Below are 24588 nucleotides of genomic sequence, written 5' to 3' on the forward strand. Positions count from 1 at the left end.
AAACACAAGAAGGTGTGCTGATCATCGCTTTTGAATATGCTGATGATAATGATCTTCTTATTTTGGACCTAAAAGACCTTCGCAAACTTTTGATCCATGTCACTGAAGTGCGAGATGAGATCCAGAAAGAATATGGAAATGTGTCTCCAAGTTCTGTGGGGGCGATACAGCGTCGATTGCTTGTTCTTGAACGCGATGGCGCTGAAGAATTTTTCGGTGAACCTGCGCTTGAGTTAGAAGATTTTATGCGCACGACGCGAGATGGGCGCGGATATGTATCTATTCTGGATGCAACGACACTGATCAATTCACCAAAATTGTATTCGACATTTCTGCTTTGGCTATTGTCTGCATTGTTTGAAGAACTTCCAGAGGTGGGTGATCCTGATAAGCCTAAAATGGTGTTCTTCTTTGATGAAGCACATTTGCTATTTGATGATGCGCCAAAGGCGTTGATTGATAAAATCGAGCAAGTGGTGCGTTTGATCCGGTCTAAAGGTGTGGGTGTTTATTTTGTAACTCAAAATCCACGCGACCTGCCAGACAGTGTGCTGGCGCAATTGGGCGCGCGGGTTCAACATGCATTGCGTGCCTATACGCCATCTGAGCGCAAAGCCATTAAAGCGGCAGCGCAAAGTTTCCGCGAAAACCCTGATATTGATACAGAGACAGCTATCACTGAACTAGGAGTGGGTGAGGCGCTTGTGTCTACTCTGGATTTGAAAGCTGCACCTTCTATTGTTCAACGTACATTGATCCGTCCGCCTTCATCGCGCATGGGGCCGGTGACGGATGCTGAACGCAAAATAGTGATCGAGAATAGTCCCGTCTTTGGGAAATATGATGACGCTGTCGACCGCGAAAGTGCGTATGAACTGCTAAGTGAGCGCGAGGCAAAAGCAGCAAAAGAAGAGGCTGAATTGCTTGAAGCTGAAGCCAAAGCAAAGGAACAAGCGGCCAAGGCAAAGAAACGCAAACCAACATCGCGGCGTCAAACAGCGACTGAAGCAGCGACCAAATCTATGATGAGGACGGCTGCTAGAGAGCTAACCAAATATGTATTGCGCGGCGTGTTTGGCGGGCGTAGCCGCTAGAGAATGACGCACAGGTAATAAAACTGTGAACGCTCAATGTGTTAATAATGGTGACTTGTAGCTGTATGGTCTGCTATAGTCAGCTCAACTATGGAAGTGTGTGCACTTGCTGCGCTTCAATAAACGAAGGAATACATCATGCGCCAGTCTTTATTTGCTCTAGTTACAGTGTCAGCTCTGGCTATCAGCGCTTGTGCCACTCAGCCTGCTTACAAACAAGCAACTTCCTATAATGGAAGAGGTTATTCAGACCAAATTATTGAATCTAATCGTTTTTATGTGTCATTCAAAGGTAATTCCACAACGCCGCGCGATGAAGTGGAAACATTTCTATTGCTTCGCGCTGCTGAGCTAACATTAGAAAACGGATTTGATTATTTCGTTGTTGTTGAGCGCGAGACGGAAACAAAAAGTCGTATGCAGTCTAGTCCCTTTGGTGGACATTATTCTCGCTATGGATTTGGATATTCTTATTTTCACCCGCGTAGCGGCTGGTATGGAATGTATGATCCATTCTGGAGCCGTGGGTCATATGATTACAACCAAATCACGAAATATGAGGCATCTTCCGAGATTGTTATGCATTCAGGGAAAAAGCCCAAAGACGAGCTTCGTGCATTTGATGCCCGTGATGTTGTCAAAAACATAGGGCCGACAGTTCAACGCTCATAAACAGCGCGGTTAACTGATCCACTTTAGCAGGCAACCATAGATATAATGGCTCATGATCACATGCCTGCGGGCCGAATGAACCCGCCGGAAGCAGCGGAAATTACAAAGCAAACTGTTTTGATTTCAGTTACAGTGGCTTCAATCCTTATTGGGTTGAAACTGTGGGCTTGGTTCGTATCTGGTTCGGTGTCTGTGTTAGCATCATTGGCAGATTCTGGGTTGGATCTGGCGGCGTCATTGGTAACTTTGGGGGCTGTAATATATGCGGCTGTTCCACCTGATGCTGATCATAGATATGGGCATGGAAAGGCTGAGGGGTTTGCTGCATTAATGCAAGCAGGCCTTGTCGGCGCTTCATCTGCATTGATTGCGCGAGAAGCGTTTGATCGCTTTTTTGATCCTCGACCGATGGAAGAGGGCGTTATTCCAATTGTTGTGATGCTGATTTCAATCGGTTTAACGCTGGGATTAATCTACTTTCAAACGCGCGCCTTAAAGAAGACTGGCTCTATCGCGACGGCGGGAGACCGTGCGCATTATATGGCGGATTTGGGGGCAAATGTTGCGGTGATTATTGGGGTTGCGGGCGCTTCTTTTCTGAAAATTCCGTTGATTGATCCGATTATCGGGCTTGGTGTTGCGATCTGGCTGGCTTTTGGGGCGCTAGATGTCGCCAAAGAAGCATTTAATCAACTCATGGATCGGGAATTAAGCGATGAAGCGCGCACGCGGATTATTGCGTTGGCGCAAGGTGATAGTAAAGAATGGTTTGTGCATGATTTAAGAACCCGTTCTGCGGGGCCAATTATTCACATACAATTCCATCTAGATTTACCCAATACCAGTTCGCTGGCTGAAGCGCACGATATTATGGTAGAGTGTGAAAAACGAATCTTATCTGAATTCCCCGGAGCCGATATTCTTATCCATCCAGATCCTAAAGATGCAGTTCCTCACGGTACCGACTTTTTCAAATCGATGAGACAAGAAATAGCTCCAGATACATAAAGCGGAACCGTATTGATGCGCACTTTATATCACTGGATATTGGACCCGTTTTCACGTTGTGTACGCATTGCTCTTGCAGAGAAAAAGATCGAATTTGCATTAGAAACATCATCTCCGTTTGAAGCGGATTCAGAAGCGCAGAAGCTAAACCCTATAGGCGGTGCTCCAGTATTGGTTGATATGTCAGCTGCCGGCCGGGTTATTATTTCAGAGCCGCGTGCCATTTTAGAATATATTGATGAAGTTTATGCGGGTTATCCTTTATTGCCTAAGAACCCCGTTGATCGTGCTGAAGTGCGTTGGGTTATGGGGTGGCTGGAGCGCGGCTTTGAAAATGATGTAAATGCCACATTGCTGCGTGAACGTATCATGATGCGTTATTTACGCGCCGGGAGACCCAATACGAGCGCATTGCGCGAAGGCGCAAAAGCGCTGGATGGATATCTTAAACATATTGAAGCGATAACCGCTGTTCGTCCTTATTTGGCGGGGGATGATTATACGCTCGCTGATGTCAGCGTAGCTGCGCATTTGTCTTGTTTGGATTATTTTGGGGATGTTGTTTGGAACCGATTTGAAAATACGAGCAGCTGGTATCTTCGTATGAAAAGTCGAGCTAGTTTTAGAGAAATACTCAAAGATAGTTTGGAGGGTGTGCTGCCAGCTCCACATTATGCAGAGCTGGATTTTTAGACCCAGTATTATTGATCCAACAAGGGAACACTCATACCGCGACCAACGGCTGCGCGTTGCCCGATAATATCAAGCCAGCGCAATATGTTTGGGAGGGATGATGTATCATCTTCAGCAAGGTTGAAGCCTGCTTTTACCCATGGATAGAGTGCCATATCAGCGATGGTATATTCGCCCGTGACATAGTTTTTATTTTCCAATTGTTTATCTAAAACAAGATGAAGGCGATGCACTTCATTTTTAAAACGCCTAAAAGCATAGTCACTAAATTCTGGTTTTTCAGCTAAGTTTTTGAAGTGATAAAATTGACCCGTCATGGGGCCATATCCACCAATTTGCCACATTAGCCATTGAAGCGTGAGTGATCTTTCAATGGGGGAGGTGGGCAGAAATTTTCCAGTCTTTTCTGCCAGATAGATTAGTATCGCTCCGCTTTCAAATATGTTGATTGGGCCTTTGGGGGTGTCAGTGTCGGTGATGGCAGGAATTTTATTGTTGGGGGAGATTTTTAGGAATTCAGGATCGAATTGTTCTTCCTTACCTATATTGATAGGGTGAGCTATGTAATCCAAACCGGTTTCTTCAAGCATAATCGAAATTTTCTGGCCGTTTGGAGTGTTCCACGTGTATAGATTTATCATCTATTGCATCCTGTAATTTTAAGCTGGTCGTATTTGCTTTAATGACTGTAAACTGAAAATAGATTTGAAAAGTAACTAGACCTTCATTTGGTTCGGTGCAGTGTATTTCGCAATATGGATATTTAGACGAGGTCGTCACAAATGAGTGATTTGCAAACAGCTAAAGATATTCTCACTAGACTTGTTGGTTTTGATACGACTTCGCGTGATTCCAATTTGGAATTAATTGAATGGGTTAGAGCTTATCTTGAACCTTTCGCTTCGCAAATCAATATCCTGCACAATGAAGAAGGCAATAAAGCCAATTTGTGGGCGCGTATTGGGCCTGATGTTGCTGGTGGGATTGTATTATCGGGTCATTCGGATGTTGTGCCTGTGGATGGTCAACCTTGGTCAACACCGCCGTTTGAACTGACAGAAAAAGATGGCAAATTATTTGGTCGTGGGTCTTGCGATATGAAAGGCTTTCTCGCGCTTGCACTTGCGTTCGCACCAGAAATGGCGGCAGCGGATTTAAAGAAACCTTTCTACATTGCTATTTCTTATGATGAAGAGATTGGCTGTGCTGGTGTGCTCAGCATGATTGATGAGCTTGTTAGTCTGGAATCAAAACCATCAATCTGTTGGGTGGGAGAGCCAACGCTTTGGGGCGTGGTGACAGGTCATAAGGGCATATGCAATCACGAAGTTGTTGTGACCGGTATGGAGATGCATTCAAGCCTGCCGCATCTAGGCGCATCTGCCATTCATGAAGCATTGGAAATTATGGGTGTGCTGCGCGACACTGCGAAATGGTTAAAGGAAACAGCACCAAGCGAAAGCTTGTTTGAGCCACCTCATGCCACATTGACCATTGGTGTTGTTGAAGGCGGTACAGCTGCCAATATTATTGCGAGAGAATGTCGCTTTTTGTTTGATTTAAGATCGCCCCCTGGTGTGGATGCAGCGCAAACTTTAATTCCATTTTATGAAAAAGTTGAAGAAGTGGATGCGCGATTGAAGGCTTTCCATCCATCTTGTGGCGTTGAGGTTGTGAAATTATCGGATGCGCCACCACTAGGAACTGAAGAAGATGGTCCGGCTGAATTGTTAGCACGATCTTTGACCGGAGATAACCAAACGCGGTTAGTGGGCTATTGCGCAGAAGCAGGGCAATTTCAGAACGCTGGCTTGTCCACTATCGTATGTGGACCGGGCTCAATTGAACAAGCGCATCAGCCAGATGAATTTGTCGCTGTTTCGGAGTTGGAAACAGGAATTGGCATTATGAAGAAAATGCTCAACACAATGGTGTGATAATTCAGGCTATATATTGACTTTGGTTAGCTATTTGCATGTCTGCTATTTGTAATGAGTTGTTTTAATTTAGAGATTTTCTTTTTCGCTTAAATGTGAACGAAACCGGGGCAAGGGGAGCTTCTTCTAAAATGCCAGTTATTCTGTTTCTTATTGGTATTCTGGCATTGGGTGTTGCCGTGCTTATGAGAGCGCCGCGCAAGAGCAATGCTTTTTTGCCAATTGCTAGTTTTACCGGCGGGCTGATTGTGAGTGCAATATGTATTGCTGGGGCGGCACGTCTTTTTGACTTTCAACGTACAACCGATTTTGATCATTTTACAGCCAATAGTATTGAAGTGACTGCGGCGGATGACGCGCCGATTGCTTTGTTTTTGGGAGCTAGTCTTTCTCGAAATGCGATTGATGATGAGCGTTTGACCCAATTACTGCGCGAAAAAGGATATCCACATCGCGCGATCAATCTGTCTCTTGAAGGATCTTCACTGCAAGAACGCAACAAAGCTTTGCTTGAATACTTAAAACGTGCACCCAGAGCACCCGATGTGGTGTTTTTGAGCGTGGTGCAGGAATTTGATGAATTGTCAGCCTATGTATTTAAGGTCGCGAAATTTTCAGATCGCGCCATTGATCAGTTTGACCGTGAGGCCGCTGAATGGGCTGGTTTAGGTATTGTCGGCGGTGCGTGTTATGGCACAGTTGGATGTATTAAGGACATTGTCTTTGGCGGTATTCATCTCACGCTGAACTCACTAAATGTCGGTTTGCTTTCAAGTGGCGAACGTTTCTCCGATGTTGAAAAAAAGCCCGCTTATGATCCACAGACTAATCCACGCCAAGAACAGACACTCGATGAAATTGTTGAGGGTCTTGAAGAGGTTTTGCCGACGGAAGCAACAAATGGTCCACATTGGGCAATGAGCTTTAGAGCAATGCAGCGAGGGCATTTAAAAGATGCCGGTGTTCGGAGAATAAGTTATTATGCGCCGCCAACAGTGGATGCTGGCATTCGCGCTTATACTCAAAATGTGTGCGCGGGGGAGTTGGTTAAGTTCAATTGTATTCCGGCCAATGACCCAATATTGCTTGATCAACTAAAGTCTCAAATATGGTTTGACCCTGAGCATTTATTGGCTGACGGCGCGCAGATCTATACAAGCTGGCTTGCAGACAAGATAGATGAGACTGGAGCGCTGAAATGATTTTTACAGACGCAATTTTTCCAATATTTCTGACACTTGTTTTTGCCGCGCATTGGTTGCTGCCAGCTAAATTTAAAGAAACGCGCCTGATGGTATTGTTGGGTGCAAGCGCGATTTTCTATGGATGGTGGGATGTCCGCTTTCTGGCGCTTATTGGTGTCGTCATCGCTATTGCATGGGGCGCAGGCCTGTATGCGGGTGACAAATCGCTGGACGAGAAACAGCGCAACAGGGCGACAATGTTGGGTGTTACCGCCAATTTGCTGATCCTTGGTGTTTTCAAATATTTCAATTTCTTTGCTGATAGCTTTATTGATCTGCTCAATTTGGTTGGGGTGAATGCGAACCCTTCGACATTGAAGATTATTCTGCCAGTTGGGGTGAGCTTTTATATCTTTCAGGCGATTAGTTTTATTGTCGATGTGCGCCGTGAAGAATTAGCCGTTGAAACGCGGATACGACGCGTTGCACTATATATTGCTTTCTTCCCGCAGCTAGTGGCTGGTCCTATTGTGCGTGCGGCTGGATTCTTTCCGCAGATGGAAAAAGACCGCAAATTATCTAGCGAGATTATGCTGTCAGGTCTGCGTTTCTTTGCGATTGGTTGGGTATATAAGGCCGGCTTTGCCGACAATATCGCGCCATTTGTCGATCCCGTATTCGGTAATCCGATGGTGGCGGGCGATTCAGATGTGTCCAACTGGACCAATTTATCGCTAGTTGGTGCAACTTTCGCATTTGGCGCGCAGATTTATTTTGATTTTGCTGGCTATTCCATGATGGCGATTGGGGTGGCGCGTTGGTTTGGCTTTTTCATTCCGCGTAACTTTGACTTTCCATATTTATCAACATCGATTGCTGATTTCTGGCGACGTTGGCACATATCCCTATCTAGCTGGTTACGTGATTATCTATACATCTCGCTTGGCGGGAATAGGGCGGGTAAACTGCGCACATATGTCAATCTGTTTGCAACAATGTTGCTGGGCGGTTTATGGCATGGCGCGGCGTGGACGTTTGTAATTTGGGGTGCATTGCATGGGGCGGCCCTTGCTGTGCACCGTTTGTTGCTGGGGAATAAGAAGTATTTGATTGGCGGCGTGCTAGGTGCTGCAATCGGATTGGTTTTGACGCAGATGTTTGTCATCATGGTATGGGCACCATTCCGCGCTGAGAATATGGGCGATGTTTTGCAGGTTTGGGCAGCGTTTACTGGGCTACGTGATAGCTCTGAGGCGGTGAAGTCACTTGAATGGATTGTCTGGCTTGCACCCTTGGCTGTTATTCTGGATGGCATCTTAGGCAAAAGCGGCTTTTCAAAATTGTCTCGCTCGACAATCATGCGGCATCCGGCATTGTTTTGGGGGGCGTGCGGTGTATTTGCAGGCTGTGCCTTTGCATTCTTCCCGCTGCAAGCTGCACCCTTTGTGTATTTTCAGTTTTAGGGAAAAAGTAACGGGGATGGAATTGGCCCAAAGGCGACGGATGAACGAAATTCTGGATATTTAAATCGTTCATTGGTAAACGCCTCCAAATACCACTATATAGTAATTGGCACGTTCTAATTGTGGAGACTATTATAGGCATCGGTGAAATTCAGGAGTTGTTAAATTTGGCTAATAAAGTAGGTTGGCCGTTAGCTTTGGTATTTGGGATATCCTGTCTGACATTAACCATCTCAGGACACATGATCTATAAAAAGCTGTATCCACATGACACCTCTAGATCAGCTCAAACCACAAATGAAAATACTATAGTTGGTGATCAGTCGGTAATTCAAATTCCCGACATAGATGTTACTGGAAGCGCTGAGGTCAATCAGACCAATATCGGCAACGTCAACATTTATAGCGACACAAAGGTCCCGCCCAGAGTATCACGCCTGCCAACGGGATACAAAAAACATGGTTTAGACGGTATCGATGAAATCGAAATTTCGAGCCAAGAAATAGAAATAACACTCTCGTCAGGTAGGCAGGCTGATATAAAAGTTTGGGTTATTTCTAAGGATGGTTCTTGGAAGTCTGGAAAAGCGAGTTTAGGAAACTCACGAAAATTTGACGAATTTCTAAATAGCTCTCTTCTCGAACGCGAATTTGAAGAAGATGATGTTATTGTTTGTGCAGGTTTAGTTTCAAATAAAATGGATCCTAAACTTAAAGCTTCTGCCCCGAACATACGTGAAAACCATCTGGGACCATTATCCGATGATCGAGCAAGTAAGCTTTGTTATTTACTGGCAGAAAAGGCAAGATCCATTAAATCGACTTCTAGATTTATTGGTATTGGGCTTGGATACTCCCACAAAGATACCCAAACTAAAAATGAAGAATTGGGTCAAAGAGCTACTGTTTTTCTCGGTGTAAAGTCCCCCAAGGGAAAACCGTTTGAGAAATCAGATGTTGATGAAATTATACGTGGCATTCTATCCAATAAAGAAATTAAAGATTTTTCTCCCCAAGACTATTCTAGGGTGAAAGAGAAGAGGTCCATTTGCTGGATATCGGTAGAGCAAGGCGTATTTACGCATGATAATGATGAGTGCAATCGACAAAACTGAATGCCACCTTTTGACGATCAAATCCCAGCCTTCAAACACAAAAAAAGCCGCCGCTTCTGTGGAGAAGGGCGGCTCTTTAAATTAATAGCTCAGTTAATTTAGCTGAATTTCTTCAATAGAGCTTCAAGGATTTCGCGAGCTTGTGCGCTGTGTTCTTTGTCAGCGAGTGCGTAGCCAGCTTGAGCTTGGAGATAAAGCATTTTGTCACCGCAATCATAATCGTCACCGTCAAAACGGGACGCATAGAATTCTTGCTTCGCCATCAAACGTTCCATTGAGTCAGTCAACTGAATTTCATTACCAGCACCGGCGCTTTGTGTTTCAAGAAGCGCGAAAATTTCTGGCTGTAGGATATAGCGACCAGTGATTTTAAGATTGGAAGGTGCATCTTCAGTCGCTGGTTTTTCAACCATAGCATCCATCTTGATCAGCTTTTTGGAAACATCTGCACCAGCGGCTGGTTTGATCACACCATATTTGTGAACACGCTCCATCGGGACTTCATCCACAGCAATGATATTGCCACCAACTTCATTATAGCTGTCCATCATCTGCTTTAAGCACGAGACCTTGCTGTTGACCAAAACATCAGGAAGCAGAACAGCAAATGGTTCATCGCCGATAATGTCTTTGGCACATAAAACAGCATGGCCAAGACCTTTTGCTGTTTGTTGGCGCGTAAAGCTTGTTGATCCTGCAGGAAGCGTTGTCGCCTGTACTTCAGCTAAGATTGCCTCTTTGCCGGAACGTTTGGATAGACTGTCTTCTAGCTCATATGCGCTGTCAAAATAATCTTCGATAGCACCCTTATTGCGACCCGTTACAAAGACGATGTGTTCAATACCGGCTTCAAGCGCTTCACGAACCACGTGGTCGATTGCTGGACGATCAAATACCGGCATCATTTCTTTTGGAATCGATTTTGTTGCTGGTAGTACGCGTGTTCCAAATCCTGCGACAGGTAGAACTGCCTTACGTACGGGTTTAATAGCCATTTGTGGTCCTCTAACTTTATCGTCTGATACAATTTGTCCCGAAAATGGACGTTGAACTATAATCACAACATTATATGCAAATCACGGGACACATATCTTAAATATGTAATTGTCTGCTTACAGTAGAAAAATTACTCAACTGTGACGGATTTTGCTAGATTTCTAGGTTGATCCACATCAGTTCCTTTTTCCACAGCTACATAATAAGCAAGCAGCTGAATAGGCACTGAATATAAAATGGGTGCAATAAATGGATCACAGCTAGGCGCTATGAGGGTCCAAGCAGGTGTATCTGCACCGACCTTTGCACCATTCTCATCGGTGATTAGTAAAACTTTACCATGGCGAGCAGCAACTTCTTGCATGTTGGAAATTGTTTTTTCCAGCAATGGATCTGTTGGCGCGATCATAACAACGGGTGTGTTTTCATCAATCAGAGCTATCGGGCCATGTTTTAGCTCACCTGCGGCATAGCCTTCTGCGTGGATATAAGAAATTTCCTTAAGCTTGAGGGCACCTTCCATTGCGATAGGGAACATGGTGCCACGCCCCAGATAAAGAACGTCGCGCGCTTTGGATAGATCGACTGCGAGTTCTTTGGCTGCATTTTCAACCTTCAAGGCTTCTGTTATGCGACCTGGAATTTGCATGAGTTGTTCGGTGAGGTGTGTTTCGTCTTTTTCGGTAAGAACACCTCGTGCACGTCCTGCGATCACTGCTAAGCTGGCAAGGGAACATAATTGCGCGGTGAAAGCTTTTGTTGAGGCGACCCCAACTTCTGCACCGGCCAATGTTGGAAGAATTGCATCTGACTCACGGGCTATTGTAGAAGTAGGGACATTGACCACAGCTGCTGTCGTTAATCCATTTTCCTGACAATAGCGAAGTGCAGCAAGTGTATCGGCTGTTTCGCCTGATTGAGTCACAAAAATAGCAAGCGCATTTTTAGACAATGCGGGTTCACGGTATCGGAATTCAGAGGCGATATCTGTTTCTACTGGTAGTTTTGCGTATTTTTCAAACCAGTATTTAGCAACGCAACCGGCATAATAAGCTGTCCCACACGCAATAATGTAGACACGATCAAAAGAGGTAAAATCCAATTCCTGCTCATTGGGTAATTGGGCTGTTTGATCGACTGCGTTGACATAGGCACCGATTGTGCGCGCTGTTGATTCAGGTTGCTCAAAAATTTCCTTGAGCATGTAGTGGCGATAGGGACCTTTATCGACAACATCGGCAACGCCAAGCACTGTATCAATCGTATAAGCAACTTGTTCGCCGTCATCGTTGAAAACATTGATGCTGTGACGGGTGAGAGCACACCATTCGCCCTCTTTCAGATAGATGACTTTATCGGTGAAGGGGGCGACGGCAAAAGCATCAGAGCCTAGATAGGTTTCTTCATTTCCAACACCAATAATAAGGGGAGATCCTTTTCTCGCCCCAAACATAAGATCTTCTTCGCCTTTGATGATGATCGCGACACCAAAAGCACCGCGAAGTTTTGCAATTGTCGTTTTGACGGCTTCAAAAGGCGGCTTTCCGGCATCCAATTCAATTTCGACGAGGTGGGCGATAGTTTCGGAGTCTGTTTGCGTTTTGAATTCACATCCCTTCGCTTCAGCTTCTTCACGAAGTTCACGAAAGTTTTCAATAATTCCGTTGTGAACAATTGCGACACGGCCAGCTGTGTGAGGGTGGGCGTTATTTTCGTTAGGAGCACCATGGGTTGCCCAGCGTGTGTGTCCGATACCTGCATTTCCAGGTGTTTTCACAGACTCCATCGCAGCTTCTAGATTTTTTAGCTTTCCGGGTGCCCGCACGCGGAACATTTCGCCAGAATCCAATGTGGCAATACCTGCAGAATCGTATCCACGATACTCAAGTCTGCGCAATGCCTCCAATATCCGTGGAGCTGCTGGCTTAGTCCCCAATATTCCAATTATCCCACACATAATTTGAAGCCCTCTACTAAAATTTATCGTCTACCGTAATGCACGTTTCTCGCCACTGCTAGATGACCCAAAAAAACACATTAGAAAAGCTAATTATTTCGCAAATAATGATGCAATATATTTCAATGCTTTAGGTGAAGAGTTTTGTTCTCAAAGAGAAAAAGGCGCGGTGTTTGGGGGAAACACCACGCCTTTATAGACTCGGGGAGAATCTGGTGTCCGACGGCAAGGGGCTTGGGGGCTGTTGAGGTTTGCCGCCGGACTGATGTCGTCAGCGTGACTACCTTTGCTGCCGACAAACTCAGAATGGAGTCCAATTGCGGCAGGTAAAAGGCGGGACAATGGTCAAACAATGAGCAAGCAAGGTAAATTTATGATTCACCAAAAAAGAAAAGGGCGCTCAAAAGAGTGCCCTTTATATTTCTCATTCAAATCACTTTGATATGCGATATGAGGAACTTATTTTTAGATTTCTTGGTTGTATGCACCAACTTCATCAAAAGCAGCCAAGCGAGGTTTGACTTCTTCACGGAAAAGAGCACGCATATCTTCGTCTGACACCATGCTTTCAACCACGACGACCAATTCTGGCTTGTTAGATGATGCGCGAACCAAAACCCATGAGCCATCTTCCAAAGTTACACGTGCACCATTTACTGTGTTCACTTCAACGATTTTACGTCCAAGAATTGATGCACCTTCTTTTCCAAGTGCTTCATAAGCTGCCACAACTTTATCGACGACACCGTATTTGATTTCATCGTCACAATGGGCTGCCATTGTCAAAGATGTGTATGCAATGCCGAGTTCGTCTTTTAGCTGTGCAATAGTTTTGTCTGGGTTGCGGTCCAACATACGCAAGACTTCAGCAGCAGCCACAAGACCACAATCATATCCATATCCAAGTGGTGGACGGAAGAAGAAGTGCCCTGATTTTTCAAATCCAGCGAGAGCATCAAGGTCGGTTGTGCGACGCTTAATGTATGAGTGGCCAGTTTTGTAATAGTCTACTGTTGCACCATTTTCTTTCAAAACTGGATCAGTTTTGTAGAGACCGGTGGATTTTACATCGACCACGAATTTTGCATTTGGATAGTTTTTAGAAAGGTCACGCGAAAGCATTAGGCCGATTTTATCAGCAAAAATTTCTTCACCTGTATTGTCGACAACACCGCAACGGTCTCCATCACCATCAAAGCCTAGCGCAACATCAGCATCATGTTCTTTGAGCGCTTTAGCCATTGCTTCAAGCATGACTGAATCTTCAGGGTTGGCGTTATAGTTTGGGAAGGAGTGATCAAGTTCACAATCAAGTTCAATAACTTCAACACCCATATTGCGAAGGGCGTCTGGTGCGAATGCACCGGCTGTTCCATTACCACATGCTGCAATGACTTTGAGAGGGCGTTTGATTTCAATTTTGTCGGACACGGACTCGATGTATTTTTCGCGCATGCCTTCAACGCGGATAAGTTTACCACCATCACGCGGCTCGAACTTTCCATTGAGGACGACATCACGAAGTTGACCCATTTCATCAGGTCCAAAAGTGAGCGGTTTGTTGGCACCCATTTTGACACCAGTCCAACCATTTTCGTTGTGGGATGCGGTTACCATGGCGACACAAGGAATATCGAGTGCAAATTGAGAATAATAAGCTGTGGGGGATAGTGCGAGTCCGATGTCGTGGACTTCCATGCCGGCTTCAATGAGGCCAACAATAAGTGCTTGTTTGATTGCGATTGAGTAAGAGCGGTAGTCATGTCCAACGACGATTTTTGGTTCCACGCCCATTTGATGCACGACAGTACCCAAACCAAGCCCTAGCGCCTGTACACCTAAATAGTTTAATTCAGGAGCTTTAGAATTACCGTCAATACCGAACCACCAACGCGCATCATATTCTCGAAAACCTGTAGGCTTCACGAGTGGTGTTGTTTCAAATTCAAGTGTATTTGCTGCGATATTTGCTTTTGGCATCATTGGCATAGGCTTTTTCCCCTTTAAAGGTCCCACTATAACTCGCTTATAGGCTAACCCATTCGCGTTTGGTTGGTCACAATTGCAATAGTCCTCTACCTCGCAACTGACAACGCAGCGTTAAGGTAAAAGCCAACTATTGATGTAATAACATGTAACACTCGCAATTACGGTGCCTAAATCAGGGTTGTACGCAAGAAATTACATTAATGTCACAAACAGCGGCTTTTGTATGAATGTCGTCTGAATATTGTTCAATTTGATGCGAGCATTTCAAAACGAACTGATTTCACTTCTACATCAAAACCTTGATCGGCTGTAACGGGGCGAAGCGCAAAGAAGTCGTTTCCGATACCATCACCCGCGCCTGGAGGGCGGTATTCAAAGCTAAATTCAGAGAATTGCGGTTCAAGTGTGAACTTCTGCCACCCAGATGTTTCTGTCGCATTTGCAGCATAATTTGCTTCAAATGCCATTTTTTCATTTGGGCCGGATTCTTTGTAGTTGGCGGGCTGTCTTGCTATGATTGTGATTTTTAAAAATTGTTTAGCATAAGCTTTTTCAACATCAGCTTCGAGTCTGAGGTGGGGACCAAAGCTTGGCAGATCGTATAGCTCGCCTTGTTTGACGCCTATTTTAAGAAGGTAGGAATCACCCGTTTTGGATAATTCAAGTTTTCCCGCTTCACCCGTAATAAACCGGTTGAGATTACGGTTTTTGACGAGCAGATCTTTAGTGTCTAGGTTTGCAGCACTCATCGCACCTGTCGGTAATTTGTCGGACCAAGGTGATAAAGCAAGTAGAAGGAGAATTGTACCAACGAGCACACAAGATGAGAAAAAGAACTTGTCTGACATTTTTCCCTCTCTTAGATGCCTTGCTCAATATATGTTAGTTTTGCAGTTATCTATGTCATAACGGCTTAGTTAATGTGCACAAGTCACAATTAGCATATCTTTTTATAATTGGTTGGACTTGGAGGTTTGGTAAGCGAATGGTAACTCTCTCCTTTTACAATCTGTAATTTCTTTCAACGAACATTTGAAGTGGAAAATGAACGTCGTAAATTTGGATAGAGATGAGCTAGCTGCCGCAAACATCAATCCTGACACAGGGTTGGCGACGGATTATCTCAACCATTTTAATGAAGTCGCGATGTTGATTGATATGCTTGAATCCATGCCTGATATGAGTGAGGAAATATTGGATTGGGCTCCGCTTGCTTATCCTGAACACTTCACTCAGACAGGATTTCGCGCGAAAGATTTGGCGATTCGAGCGTATGAATTGTGTGATCCAGATATACGCAAACGGTTTGATGATGCATGCCAAGCTGTTGAAATAAAAATTGGCGAAGTTCAAGTAATATTGCAAAGTGGGGTTGAAGCTTTGGGAGATCCGACTATTTGGTCTAAGCAATTATACAGTTTAATTGCCGCAATCGGTGGTGTGATTAATCCCAATGGGCTAGGCGATTATGCTGTCGGTCTTGAAGAAGAACAAAGTTCTGGTGATGATCAGTCTGCGATTGATGCCTTGTTCGATTAGAATTTATTGATTTGACCCTTCATTCCCAACCTTTCTGGAAGTCAAAAACCTTAGAGCAGCTTTCTCATGATGAATGGGAAAGTTTGTGCGATGGGTGTGGCAAGTGCTGTCTTTTGAAACTGGAAGATGAAGACACTGGTGAAATTGCATATACCAAACTGCATTGTAAGCTTTTTGATGCGTCAACATGCCGGTGTAGCAATTATGAAAATAGAAAAGAAAAAGTGCCTGAGTGCGTCAGCCTTACGCCAGCGAAAATACCAGACTTAAAATGGATGCCTGTTACGTGTGCGTATCGCCTTGTATCGGAAGGTAAAGACCTGCCAGAGTGGCATCATTTGGTATGCGGTGATCGCGGTGCTATTCACAAAGCAGGAAAATCTGTCCTTGGAAAAACAGTCTGTGAAGACACTGTATTTGAAGGCACCGAGTTTGACTGGATCGTGAACTGGGAAGATATGGAATTTTGATTGAGCTATTTTACCGACTTAAAAACGTTGGGAGATAGATTTTTGAGACTCAAAATTTTGCATTGATAATTCTTGGATTTTTCGTTGCATTGCATCTGCCAAGTTTAAAACAATCTCATCATCTCTTGTATCTTTTGAGGTCCACCTAGCCAAAGTGTTGCGTTTGGGGCGTTCTGCCCAAGTAGACGCAAGCGGTGCACCACCGTTCAGATCGAGTAGATGAGCTTCACCCATGATGTCTAGATGGCTTGCTCGCGTTTCAACATAAGACTCTTGTGCATAATCCCAATCCCAAAATGGGAGTTTGCTTTTGATATGTCGAGATAGTCTTAAAGCCGGATTGGCTGTTTTCTTTGTACGGTATTTTACGCCTTCAGATTTAGAAACAACGCCATAAACCAATAGATAATCATATCCTTGATTTTGTGCTGCGAGCCTTGCCGATAGAATGGCAGAGCCTTGACCTGATCCAGTCTCCAGAGCACCGCCCGGCAAAAGGTTATTGTGAGGGATTGGTTCTATTCTTGAAATCAACGCGCCAAGATTCATTGAAAATTGGCTCCATATACGGCGATCTAATTCACCGGGTATGACTGCTCCGTTTTCATCCATTCTAAGAAAGACAACAGAGGCAGGTAACTTTAACAAAGGGTGGGTGCGCGCTGATGCTTTGGGCGTGAGCAAAAGACTTACACCGCCAGCTGCAATAACAGAGCGGCGTGAATATGTAGCTAGTTCGGTTTTAGCTGTCATTAGAATGTCCAATTGCATCCAATATCACAAAAAGCAGTCATTTTTGTAAGAATCACCACAATCGCGTTAACGTAAGGTACACAAAATCAAGATGATGTAGGCTGGAACAAAACAAGACTCGCTATTTTGCAGTTCACGCACCAGTTATGGGAAGATATTCATGTCTAAGGCCGTTCGCATTCTAGGAGTTGACCCCGGGCTGAGAAATACTGGATGGGGCATCATCGATATGGTTGGACCTAAACTTTTGTGGGTCTCACATGGCGTGATAAAACCCAAGACGAGTTTGCCCATGTCTGAGCGTCTTGCATTTATAGTAAACGGCTTAAACGAAGTGATTGAAACACATAAACCAGATGAGGCCGGCATTGAGGAAACATTTGTCAATGTGAATCCCAAATCAACCTTATTGCTGGGGCAGGCGAGAGGGGCGGCAATGGCTGGTTTGTCGTTGGCAGGATTGTCTGTGGCGGAGTTTGCTGCAACGAAGGTTAAGCAATGCGTGGTAGGAACGGGAGCTGCTGATAAAGATCAAGTGACTTTCATGATAAAACGTTTACTGCCAAAGGCTGAAGCGATGACGGCTGATGCCGCTGATGCGCTTGCAATTGCGATTACGACTGCTAACCATCGCGACATTAAAAGTTATAGGAAAACAGCATGATCGCACGCCTAAAAGGAATTGTCGCGGCCACGGGTGATGGTCAGGCGCTTATCGATGTAAATGGCGTTGGGTATGTGCTTTTTTGCGGTGGTCGCACATTAGCTAGATTGACCATTGGGCGCGAGAATACAGTTTTTGTTGAAACGCAAATGTCAGAAAATGCTATAAAATTATATGGATTTGAGACGGCAGAAGATAGAGCTTGGTTCTCACGGTTGCAGGATGCGCCGGGTGTTGGTGCAAAAGCGGCCTTAAATATTCTGGATGCCCTGACACCAGCGCAACTGATGGATGCAATTGTATTGGGAGATGCCGCATCTGTTCAGCGTGCACATGGCGTCGGGAAGAAATTGGCAGAGCGCGTTGTGTCTGAATTTAAAGACAAGCCGCCGCCAGCAGGTTTATTCTCTGTTAGCTTTGCGCCATCTGAAGGCGTAGAAGGATTAGCATCAGCCTCTTCTGCCTCAACGGGAAGTCGTGCTGCGGCTGCATCCGCACTGACGAACCTTGGTTATCAAAACGTAGATGCGCAGCGTGCAGTGGCCGTTGCAGCAAAAGAGCTTGGTGAAGATGCAAGCGAAGGAGCTTTGATTAAAGCTGCTTTGAAAGCACTGGCTCCAAGCTAATTTTCGGTGTCTTTAGGTGGGTCTTCAGGGTAGGTTGGAAATTTTAAAACCCAACTTCTGTTCATTGCCAGCATTCGAAGGGCAATCGCGCAGACCATTGCTATTATCGTTTTGATATCATGTCCCAGCCAAGCATCTGGCATGAGCACATATATTGTGCCGCCAAGAAGTGCTGCGCTTATATATATTTCTTTGTGGAATATGATGGGTTTGTCACCGCATATGACATCGCGGATAATGCCGCCAAAGCTGGCACTCATAGCACCAAATAAGACTGCTGCCATGGGATGAGCACCTGCTTCCTGAGCTCGTGCTGCACCAAGAACGCCAAACAATCCCAGTCCGATGGCATCCGCATATAGCAACCATGTCATGCGCATCCCGATCAGTCTTTTATTCAAAAAGCAGATTATGACTGCGCTGATGATACAAAGAATGACATTGGTTGGGTCCGTCACCCAGCTTATCGGTGTTGCACCGATAAGAACATCTCTCAAAGTCCCTCCGCCAACACCTGTAACTGTTGCCAAGAAGGTGACACCAACAACATCCATTTTTTTCTGGACGCCGAGTAATGCACCTGAAATCGCGAATACGATAATTCCGATATAGGAAATATACTGAAGGATATTGTCCAACTTGCGACCTCATGAGCAAGAATAAAGTAGTTTGTTTATCTAGGATGAAGTGTGTGATGCCAATGGTCAGCAAGGTCAACTGAACATGGTTATTTGAACACAAAAACTAGGACATTAGGAATGAGGATATGACAGCACATTCCATATTATATAAAAAACGCCAGACAATTCCTGTCTGGCGTCCTTTGAATATATGGTTTGGAAATTCGATTAGAATTTTAAAACCTTAGCGTAACGCACTTGAGTTAGCGCTTCGATTTTTGCCATTGCTTCAGCTGGTACATCTTGATCAATACCAACCATCGCAATTGCGTCACCGCCTTGTTCTTCACGGCCAAGGTTAAATGTGGCAATATTGACACCAGCTTCACCAAGAATTGAACCAAGGCTACCGATAAATCCAGCTTCGTCATTATTGTTGATGAAGAGAATGAATGGACGGAATTTTGCTTCTAGTGCCATGTCTTTGACGGCAACAATACGAGATTGTCCGTTGACGATCGTACCAGCGATTGTACGCCATTTACCACCAACGCGTACTTTAATGCGGATTAGGCTATCATAAGTGTCGCTGTCTTCTTGTGTGCTTTCTTTTAAATCAATGCCGCGCTCTTTAAGAACTGTAGGTGCAGACACCATGTTCACATCTTTCATTGATGCGCGCATGATTCCAGCCAGAGCCGCAGATGTAAGTGGCTTGCGGTTTAGTTCACAAACTTCACCTTCATAATCGATTTCAACTGCATCAAAGCCTTCAGTTGATATTTGACCAGCAAACTCACCAAGCTTCTCAGCAAGTTCAGCAAAAGGCTTTAAACGCGGTGCTTCTTCAGCTGTGATTGATGGCATGTTCAGGGCGTTAGACACGGCACCTGTTAGCAAATAGTCCGCCATTTGTTCAGCAACTTGGAAAGCAACATTGTCTTGAGCTTCTACGGTTGATGCACCAAGGTGAGGCGTTGCGATAAAGCCGCGTGTACCAAACAAAGCGTGTTCTTTGGCTGGCTCTGTTTCAAATACATCAAGCGCTGCTGCTGTGATGTGACCATTGTCTAGAAGGTCTTTCAAAGCTTCTTCATCGACCAGACCACCGCGGGCACAGTTGACAATGATGACGCCTTTTTTTGTTTTACCCAAGTTTTCACGAGATAGAATATTTCGTGTTTGGTCAGTTAGAGGCGTGTGCAATGTGATTGCGTCAGCGCGTGCAAGCAACTCGTCTAATTCTACTTTTTCAACACCAAGTTCAACAGCGCGTTCTTCTGTTAAGTATGGGTCAAAAGCGACGACTTTCATTTTGATACCAAGCGCGCGCTCAGCAACCAAAGATCCGATATTCCCGGCACCAATTAGACCAAGTGTTTTTGCGAACAATTCTGTTCCAACATAGTCTTTTTTCGGCCATTCGCCGTTTTGTGTGCGGGCAGAAGCTGCTGGTATCTGGCGGGCAGCAGCAAAGAGCATAGCAATAGCGTGCTCAGCTGTCGTAACTGCGTTTCCAAACGGTGTGTTCATGACAGCCACACCTTTGGCAGTGGCGGCTGGAATGTCGATATTATCAACACCGATACCCGCACGACCAACCACTTTTAGCTTGTCAGCTTTAGCAAAAACGGCAGCATTAGGTTTACATGCTGAACGTACAGCTAGACCGTCATAATCGCCAATAATGTCTGCTAGCTCGTCTTGTGAAAGACCCACTTTAACATCGACTTCGATGCCGCGAGCTTTGAAAATGTCGATAGCTCCAGGAGCTAGGCTGTCACCGATAAGAACTTTAATTGTCATCGTTTTATCCTTTTACGCATAAGCGCTGAAATTGTGCACATGGAAGGGGAAATTAGATATGTCCACCAGTGCCGTCACCAATGGAATTCCACGTGCGATTTCTGTTGATTTTCATTTTATTGTCGACTTCGTCAGCAAGCTCTTTGTTTAAGGTTCCCATAAGGCGATGAAGCAGGATTGTGACATCTGCTGCTTCTTTACCGGCTTCTTCGGTATCGCCATTTTCAAGGGCTTCGATTAGCTCATCCATTTCTTCTGCCGCACGTTTTACAAGTGCGACAGGGTTTTGGACTTTACCAAACGTTTCATCACCCCAAACCAGAATAGATTTGCTGGTTTCGGTCATGATTTATAGCTCTGCAACTGTCGCGGCGAATGCCCAATCAAGCCAAGGTCCAAGCTTTTCAAGGTCGGATGTATCAACTGTTGCACCACACCAGATACGCAGTCCTGGAGGTGCATCACGATATCCCGCAATGTCGTATGCCACATTCTCTTTATCGAGAAGGCCAGTCATTTTTTTCACAAAAGCTTGCTGTCCATCAGTGTCAAGGCCAGCCACACGTGCATCAGTGATTTTAAGCGTCACAGATGTATTTGAACGTGTCGCTTGGTCTTCACAAAGGAAAGCGGCCCAATCAGAAGTTTCCACGAATTTAGCGATAGCAGCGAGGTTTGCATCTGCGCGTGCCATTGTTGCTTTTGCGCCGCCAATGCTTTCAACCCAGTTGAGGGCGTCAAGGCAATCTTCCACAGCTAGCATAGAAGGTGTGTTGATTGTTGCACCTTCAAAAATGCCTTCGTTCAACTTGCCCTTTTTGGTCATGCGGAACAATTTTGGAAGCGGGCGGTCTGGTGTAAATGTCTCTAGGCGCTCAACAGCTTTAGGTGACAGTATCAACATACCGTGTGCACCTTCACCGCCGAGGACTTTTTGCCAAGAATAAGTTACAACATCGAGTTTATCCCATTGTAGGTCTTGGGCAAAAACAGCAGATGTCGCGTCACAGAAAACCAAGCCTTCTTGATCGGCAGGGATCCAGTCAGCATTTGCAACGCGTACGCCGGATGTTGTACCATTCCAAGTGAAGATGACGTCAGCTTCTTTGCGAATTTTGCTGAGGTCAGGTAATTGACCATAGTCGGCAGTGTGTACTTCTGCGTCGACTTTAAGCTGTTTGGTCACATCTGTGACCCAGTCATTTCCAAAGCTTTCCCATGCGAATACATCAACCGGGCGAGGGCCAAGCATAGACCACATAGCAGCTTCGATGGCACCTGTGTCCGAACCAGCCATAATACCGATACGGTAACCTGCTGGCAGACCAAGAAGCTCGGCTGACTTATCAATTAATAATTTAAGTTTGGATTTTCCAATTTTGGCGCGGTGTGATCGGCCATTGGGAGCATCTTCAAGAGCTGCTGGCGTCCAACCTGGACGTTTGGCACATGGGCCTGAAGAAAACTCGGCACGCGCAGGGCGCACGTCTGGTGTCGTGAGTGTCGTCATCTGAATTGTACTCCTATCCTTACAGATAGGCTGAGCGCCGTTGGGGACGCTTGGCCCGCAGTCTGTGTCTCGCAAATTTGAAGGGACGTCAAGCCATTAAAATATTGTACATTTGTTCTATAAATTTACCTCGAGTTAAACAAATAAGCTGAAGTATTAACCATATCAAAACAATATAGAAAACTCGAATGCGAGATGAATTATGCTCTTGCTATGACAGCTATATTAAGAAGCAGGACGATTATAATGACTAGCAATATTGAGCTAGAAAATAGGCTGACATTTATTGGAATGGACGCTAATTATCGAAATTATCTAAAACAAGCATCTCCTATTATATTAGAAGCTCTGCCATCGATATTGGATGATTTATACAAGCATTTCGATAAGCATTCGTCGGCTTCAGGCTTTTTTCTTAATAGTGCTGTTAAAAAGCATGCGCGAGACAAGCAGCTTGACCATTGGACGCTCATCCTAACCGCTTCTTTCGGTGAAGCGTATATCAATTCAGTTCAAAAAATTGGTGCCGTTCATGCGCAATTAGATCTGCCGCTGGATCTTTATATTGGCAGTTATTCATTCATAATCGAGCGATTAAATAACATATTGGCGGAGGTCTTTTTTGCTCAACGTCGAAAGGGCTTGCAGTTGTTTCAGCAATGCTCAGCCGCTGTTTCCAAAACCGCACTATTGGACATGGAGTTGACTGTTTCAACAATTGAGAATTTGCGTCATCAAAGCCGTGATGGAGCGCGTTTTAAAATTGTCGAAGATTTTGAAAGTAAGATTCTCGTTTTTGTAGATAAAATTGCCAATTCCGTGGGGAATTTAGAATTAACTGCGCGGACTATGGGGGAGGTTGCTGATTCAACTTCTCAACAATCAATATCCATGTCAGCGGCGGCAGAACAAACATCCTCAAATGTGTCTGTGGTGGCAAAATCAGCTGAAGAAATGGGAGGGGCGGTTCAGGAAATTGCTCAGCAAGTGAACCATGCATCTCGCATCGCAGCTGAAGCAGTGACAACTGCTCAAGAAACAGGGAATACAATTAATTCACTGTCGGTTGCCGCGTCCAAAGTGGGAGATATTATTTCTCTTATCTCTGATATAGCGGAGCAAACCAACCTGCTTGCATTAAATGCGACAATTGAAAGCGCGCGTGCAGGTGAGGCCGGAAAAGGTTTTGCTGTGGTTGCCTCAGAGGTCAAGCAGCTTGCAAGCCAAACTGCAAAAGCGACCAGTGATATTCGTTCTCAAATTGAAGAAATGTTGACTATAACCAGCCGGTCTGTGGAAGCTATTGATGTGATTCAGTCAAAAATTGATAATATCAATTCAACGAGTATTTCAATAAACGCTGCTGTCGAAGAGCAGGCTTCTTCTACGCAAGAAATCGCTAGGAACACGCGTGAAGCTGCTCGTGGTACACAGGAAGTTTCTGAACACATCATCAACGTTAAACAAGGGGCTGTTGATACAGGAACTGAGTCTTCCAAGGTTATTCAGTCCTCCGCTGAATTGGGTGATCAGGCGAGTGTGCTTCGCGAGGAAGTGCGCGCATTCCTTCAATTGTTGAAAGCTGCCTAGTTAAAAGTTGCAACCTCGCAATGGATAGCTGTTTATAAATTAAAATGGCCATCTATTACGAGGACAGCACTTCCAATGAGTTTTACGCGGTCTCCCTCCAAGCGTGTCGCAATATCAGCGCCGCGCCCAGGGAAAGCCTGAAAACAATTTAAGCTTTGCTTATCCAAGATCTTGGAGAAAAGTGGAGCAATCATGCAATGCGCCGACCCTGTTGCAGGGTCTTCAGGGATGCCTGAACCGGGACAGAAAACGCGAGATACGACATCATGTGTCGCACCGTCAATTCCGGTGCATATTAGATTACCAGTATCACCCTCATGTCCTAGCGAAAGTTTGGATATAGCTTTTGTGTCGGGTTTGAGATTGCGGACTGTTTCAGCATCACTGAAAATAGCAAGCATAAACGGTCCAGACCATAATTCTGACGGTGTGTCTCGTAATGCTGACGTAAAGTCTGCAAGCAGGAATGATCCTGACCAAACGCCATCTTCAGGGATGTCTTTGGGGTTAGGAAGATTGATTTTTTCACTCTTATACGCAGGGAAATCCATTTCCAGACGCCCATCTTCTAGACGTGAAACAAAGAGGTTTCCTGAATGGGTTGTTTGAAATGTGATTTGTTGGCTGTGAACCTGATCTGTTTCAAACAATACATAAGCGCTGGCTAATGTGGCATGTCCACATAACGGAACTTCAACGCTAGGCGTAAACCAGCGGATATCCCAAACATCATTGCCTTTTGATACGATGAAAGCTGTTTCGGCGACGTTATTTTCTGCTGCAATAGCTTGCATTTTCTCTGTGGGCAGAAATGAATCCAGCGGAATAATTGCAGCAGGGTTACCCTTCAAAGCTTCGTTTGTGAAAGCGTCAATTTGGAAAAAGCGATACTGAGCCATGAT

The 24588-nt window shown here is 45.0% G+C and carries 24 protein-coding genes; 13 read left to right on the plus strand and 11 right to left on the minus strand.

Annotation, left to right across the window (positions count from 1 at the left end):
- The 4 genes from AC5EF3_RS13650 to AC5EF3_RS13665 all read left to right on the plus strand — a co-directional run.
- Positions 1–1094 (plus strand): helicase HerA-like domain-containing protein (locus tag AC5EF3_RS13650; RefSeq protein WP_493548444.1); only part of this gene is annotated, 1094 nt, incomplete at its 5' end.
- A gap of 138 nt (positions 1095–1232) precedes the next feature.
- Entirely contained in the window at positions 1233–1766 is a 534-nt protein-coding gene (locus tag AC5EF3_RS13655; RefSeq protein ID WP_015828260.1) for a CC0125/CC1285 family lipoprotein, read from the plus strand.
- 45 nt (positions 1767–1811) lie between these two features.
- Complete coding sequence (locus tag AC5EF3_RS13660; RefSeq protein ID WP_493548445.1) at positions 1812–2774, plus strand: cation diffusion facilitator family transporter; 963 nt, start codon at positions 1812–1814, stop codon at positions 2772–2774.
- 15 nt (positions 2775–2789) lie between these two features.
- A complete protein-coding gene (locus AC5EF3_RS13665) occupies positions 2790–3467 on the plus strand; it encodes a glutathione S-transferase family protein (RefSeq protein WP_015828258.1) in 678 nt (225 codons plus the stop codon).
- An 8-nt stretch (positions 3468–3475) separates the two neighbouring features.
- On the opposite strand, the gene AC5EF3_RS13670 is transcribed toward AC5EF3_RS13665, so the two are convergent.
- Positions 3476–4108 carry a glutathione S-transferase N-terminal domain-containing protein gene (locus AC5EF3_RS13670; RefSeq protein WP_493548446.1) on the minus strand — a complete coding sequence of 211 codons (633 nt, stop codon included), beginning with the start codon at positions 4106–4108 and terminating at the stop codon, positions 3476–3478.
- A gap of 141 nt (positions 4109–4249) precedes the next feature.
- Here AC5EF3_RS13670 and argE point away from each other — a divergent pair, with 141 nt between their 5' ends.
- The 4 genes from argE to AC5EF3_RS13690 all read left to right on the plus strand — a co-directional run bounded on the left by argE (position 4250) and on the right by AC5EF3_RS13690 (position 9166).
- Positions 4250–5404: an acetylornithine deacetylase gene (gene argE / locus AC5EF3_RS13675; RefSeq protein WP_493548447.1), complete on the plus strand. Its 1155-nt coding sequence runs from the start codon at positions 4250–4252 to the stop codon at positions 5402–5404.
- Positions 5405–5535: 131 nt separating this feature from the next.
- Positions 5536–6606: a hypothetical protein gene (locus tag AC5EF3_RS13680; RefSeq protein WP_493548448.1), complete on the plus strand. Its 1071-nt coding sequence runs from the start codon at positions 5536–5538 to the stop codon at positions 6604–6606.
- Positions 6603–8051 (plus strand): MBOAT family O-acyltransferase, encoded by a 1449-nt coding sequence (locus AC5EF3_RS13685; RefSeq protein ID WP_493548449.1) that lies wholly within the window; start codon positions 6603–6605, stop codon positions 8049–8051. The genes AC5EF3_RS13680 and AC5EF3_RS13685 overlap by 4 nt, the downstream gene beginning before the upstream one ends.
- A gap of 167 nt (positions 8052–8218) precedes the next feature.
- Positions 8219–9166 carry a hypothetical protein gene (locus AC5EF3_RS13690; RefSeq protein WP_493548450.1) on the plus strand — a complete coding sequence of 316 codons (948 nt, stop codon included), beginning with the start codon at positions 8219–8221 and terminating at the stop codon, positions 9164–9166.
- A 98-nt stretch (positions 9167–9264) separates the two neighbouring features.
- Here AC5EF3_RS13690 and galU read toward each other — a convergent pair whose 3' ends face one another.
- The 4 genes from galU to AC5EF3_RS13710 all read right to left on the minus strand — a co-directional run bounded on the left by galU (position 9265) and on the right by AC5EF3_RS13710 (position 14956).
- Positions 9265–10161 carry a UTP--glucose-1-phosphate uridylyltransferase GalU gene (gene galU / locus AC5EF3_RS13695; protein WP_015828252.1) on the minus strand — a complete coding sequence of 299 codons (897 nt, stop codon included), beginning with the start codon at positions 10159–10161 and terminating at the stop codon, positions 9265–9267.
- Positions 10162–10292: 131 nt separating this feature from the next.
- Entirely contained in the window at positions 10293–12119 is a 1827-nt protein-coding gene (gene glmS, locus AC5EF3_RS13700; RefSeq protein WP_015828251.1) for a glutamine--fructose-6-phosphate transaminase (isomerizing), read from the minus strand.
- Between the two features lie 465 nt (positions 12120–12584).
- Positions 12585–14108 (minus strand): phosphomannomutase/phosphoglucomutase, encoded by a 1524-nt coding sequence (locus AC5EF3_RS13705; protein WP_493548451.1) that lies wholly within the window; start codon positions 14106–14108, stop codon positions 12585–12587.
- A gap of 245 nt (positions 14109–14353) precedes the next feature.
- The gene (locus tag AC5EF3_RS13710; protein ID WP_015828249.1) at positions 14354–14956 is read right to left on the minus strand and encodes a hypothetical protein; all 603 of its coding nucleotides are present in this window, start codon (positions 14954–14956) and stop codon (positions 14354–14356) included.
- Positions 14957–15152: 196 nt separating this feature from the next.
- Between AC5EF3_RS13710 and AC5EF3_RS13715 the strand changes: the two genes are divergently transcribed.
- Positions 15153–15647 carry a hypothetical protein gene (locus AC5EF3_RS13715; RefSeq protein WP_015828248.1) on the plus strand — a complete coding sequence of 165 codons (495 nt, stop codon included), beginning with the start codon at positions 15153–15155 and terminating at the stop codon, positions 15645–15647.
- A gap of 11 nt (positions 15648–15658) precedes the next feature.
- The gene (locus AC5EF3_RS13720; protein ID WP_493548452.1) at positions 15659–16117 is read left to right on the plus strand and encodes a YcgN family cysteine cluster protein; all 459 of its coding nucleotides are present in this window, start codon (positions 15659–15661) and stop codon (positions 16115–16117) included.
- Positions 16118–16135: 18 nt separating this feature from the next.
- Here AC5EF3_RS13720 and AC5EF3_RS13725 read toward each other — a convergent pair whose 3' ends face one another.
- Positions 16136–16870, minus strand: a complete 735-nt coding sequence (locus AC5EF3_RS13725; protein ID WP_015828246.1) for a hypothetical protein — start codon at positions 16868–16870, stop codon at positions 16136–16138.
- A 160-nt stretch (positions 16871–17030) separates the two neighbouring features.
- Between AC5EF3_RS13725 and ruvC the strand changes: the two genes are divergently transcribed.
- The gene (gene ruvC, locus AC5EF3_RS13730; protein WP_015828245.1) at positions 17031–17534 is read left to right on the plus strand and encodes a crossover junction endodeoxyribonuclease RuvC; all 504 of its coding nucleotides are present in this window, start codon (positions 17031–17033) and stop codon (positions 17532–17534) included.
- Positions 17531–18160, plus strand: a complete 630-nt coding sequence (gene ruvA / locus AC5EF3_RS13735; protein WP_493548453.1) for a Holliday junction branch migration protein RuvA — start codon at positions 17531–17533, stop codon at positions 18158–18160. The genes ruvC and ruvA overlap by 4 nt, the downstream gene beginning before the upstream one ends.
- Here ruvA and AC5EF3_RS13740 read toward each other — a convergent pair.
- The 4 genes from AC5EF3_RS13740 to AC5EF3_RS13755 form a co-directional block, all read right to left on the minus strand.
- Positions 18157–18798, minus strand: coding sequence for a trimeric intracellular cation channel family protein (locus AC5EF3_RS13740; protein WP_493548454.1), 642 nt, complete (start codon positions 18796–18798; stop codon positions 18157–18159). The two genes, ruvA and AC5EF3_RS13740, sit on opposite strands and share 4 nt — an antisense overlap.
- A gap of 210 nt (positions 18799–19008) precedes the next feature.
- The gene (gene serA / locus AC5EF3_RS13745) at positions 19009–20586 is read right to left on the minus strand and encodes a phosphoglycerate dehydrogenase (protein WP_493548455.1); all 1578 of its coding nucleotides are present in this window, start codon (positions 20584–20586) and stop codon (positions 19009–19011) included.
- A 52-nt stretch (positions 20587–20638) separates the two neighbouring features.
- A complete protein-coding gene (locus AC5EF3_RS13750; protein WP_015828240.1) occupies positions 20639–20932 on the minus strand; it encodes a dATP/dGTP pyrophosphohydrolase domain-containing protein in 294 nt (97 codons plus the stop codon).
- 3 nt (positions 20933–20935) lie between these two features.
- Positions 20936–22096: a phosphoserine transaminase gene (locus tag AC5EF3_RS13755; protein ID WP_493548456.1), complete on the minus strand. Its 1161-nt coding sequence runs from the start codon at positions 22094–22096 to the stop codon at positions 20936–20938.
- 246 nt (positions 22097–22342) lie between these two features.
- Between AC5EF3_RS13755 and AC5EF3_RS13760 the strand changes: the two genes are divergently transcribed.
- Positions 22343–23686 (plus strand): methyl-accepting chemotaxis protein, encoded by a 1344-nt coding sequence (locus tag AC5EF3_RS13760; protein ID WP_493548457.1) that lies wholly within the window; start codon positions 22343–22345, stop codon positions 23684–23686.
- A 32-nt stretch (positions 23687–23718) separates the two neighbouring features.
- On the opposite strand, the gene AC5EF3_RS13765 is transcribed toward AC5EF3_RS13760, so the two are convergent.
- A complete protein-coding gene (locus AC5EF3_RS13765; protein WP_493548458.1) occupies positions 23719–24585 on the minus strand; it encodes a PhzF family phenazine biosynthesis protein in 867 nt (288 codons plus the stop codon).
- Between the last annotated feature and the right edge of the window lie 3 nt (positions 24586–24588).

The sequence above is a fragment of the Hirschia sp. genome, assembly GCF_058892565.1.

Excerpts from the sequence above, each read along its gene's own strand:
- AC5EF3_RS13725 (WP_015828246.1), bottom strand. The coding sequence starts at position 16,870 with ATGACAGCTAAAACCGAACTAGCTACATATTCACGCCGCTCTGTTATT.
- ruvA (WP_493548453.1), top strand. The coding sequence starts at position 17,531 with ATGATCGCACGCCTAAAAGGAATTGTCGCGGCCACGGGTGATGGTCAG.
- AC5EF3_RS13760 (WP_493548457.1), top strand. The coding sequence starts at position 22,343 with ATGACTAGCAATATTGAGCTAGAAAATAGGCTGACATTTATTGGAATG.
- AC5EF3_RS13670 (WP_493548446.1), bottom strand. The coding sequence starts at position 4,108 with ATGATAAATCTATACACGTGGAACACTCCAAACGGCCAGAAAATTTCG.
- AC5EF3_RS13765 (WP_493548458.1), bottom strand. The coding sequence starts at position 24,585 with ATGGCTCAGTATCGCTTTTTCCAAATTGACGCTTTCACAAACGAAGCT.
- AC5EF3_RS13710 (WP_015828249.1), bottom strand. The coding sequence starts at position 14,956 with ATGTCAGACAAGTTCTTTTTCTCATCTTGTGTGCTCGTTGGTACAATT.
- AC5EF3_RS13705 (WP_493548451.1), bottom strand. The coding sequence starts at position 14,108 with ATGCCAATGATGCCAAAAGCAAATATCGCAGCAAATACACTTGAATTT.
- glmS (WP_015828251.1), bottom strand. The coding sequence starts at position 12,119 with ATGTGTGGGATAATTGGAATATTGGGGACTAAGCCAGCAGCTCCACGG.
- AC5EF3_RS13715 (WP_015828248.1), top strand. The coding sequence starts at position 15,153 with ATGAACGTCGTAAATTTGGATAGAGATGAGCTAGCTGCCGCAAACATC.
- AC5EF3_RS13665 (WP_015828258.1), top strand. The coding sequence starts at position 2,790 with ATGCGCACTTTATATCACTGGATATTGGACCCGTTTTCACGTTGTGTA.
- galU (WP_015828252.1), bottom strand. The coding sequence starts at position 10,161 with ATGGCTATTAAACCCGTACGTAAGGCAGTTCTACCTGTCGCAGGATTT.
- AC5EF3_RS13685 (WP_493548449.1), top strand. The coding sequence starts at position 6,603 with ATGATTTTTACAGACGCAATTTTTCCAATATTTCTGACACTTGTTTTT.
- AC5EF3_RS13755 (WP_493548456.1), bottom strand. The coding sequence starts at position 22,096 with ATGACGACACTCACGACACCAGACGTGCGCCCTGCGCGTGCCGAGTTT.
- AC5EF3_RS13680 (WP_493548448.1), top strand. The coding sequence starts at position 5,536 with ATGCCAGTTATTCTGTTTCTTATTGGTATTCTGGCATTGGGTGTTGCC.
- AC5EF3_RS13660 (WP_493548445.1), top strand. The coding sequence starts at position 1,812 with ATGGCTCATGATCACATGCCTGCGGGCCGAATGAACCCGCCGGAAGCA.
- ruvC (WP_015828245.1), top strand. The coding sequence starts at position 17,031 with ATGTCTAAGGCCGTTCGCATTCTAGGAGTTGACCCCGGGCTGAGAAAT.
- AC5EF3_RS13750 (WP_015828240.1), bottom strand. The coding sequence starts at position 20,932 with ATGACCGAAACCAGCAAATCTATTCTGGTTTGGGGTGATGAAACGTTT.
- AC5EF3_RS13655 (WP_015828260.1), top strand. The coding sequence starts at position 1,233 with ATGCGCCAGTCTTTATTTGCTCTAGTTACAGTGTCAGCTCTGGCTATC.
- serA (WP_493548455.1), bottom strand. The coding sequence starts at position 20,586 with ATGACAATTAAAGTTCTTATCGGTGACAGCCTAGCTCCTGGAGCTATC.
- argE (WP_493548447.1), top strand. The coding sequence starts at position 4,250 with ATGAGTGATTTGCAAACAGCTAAAGATATTCTCACTAGACTTGTTGGT.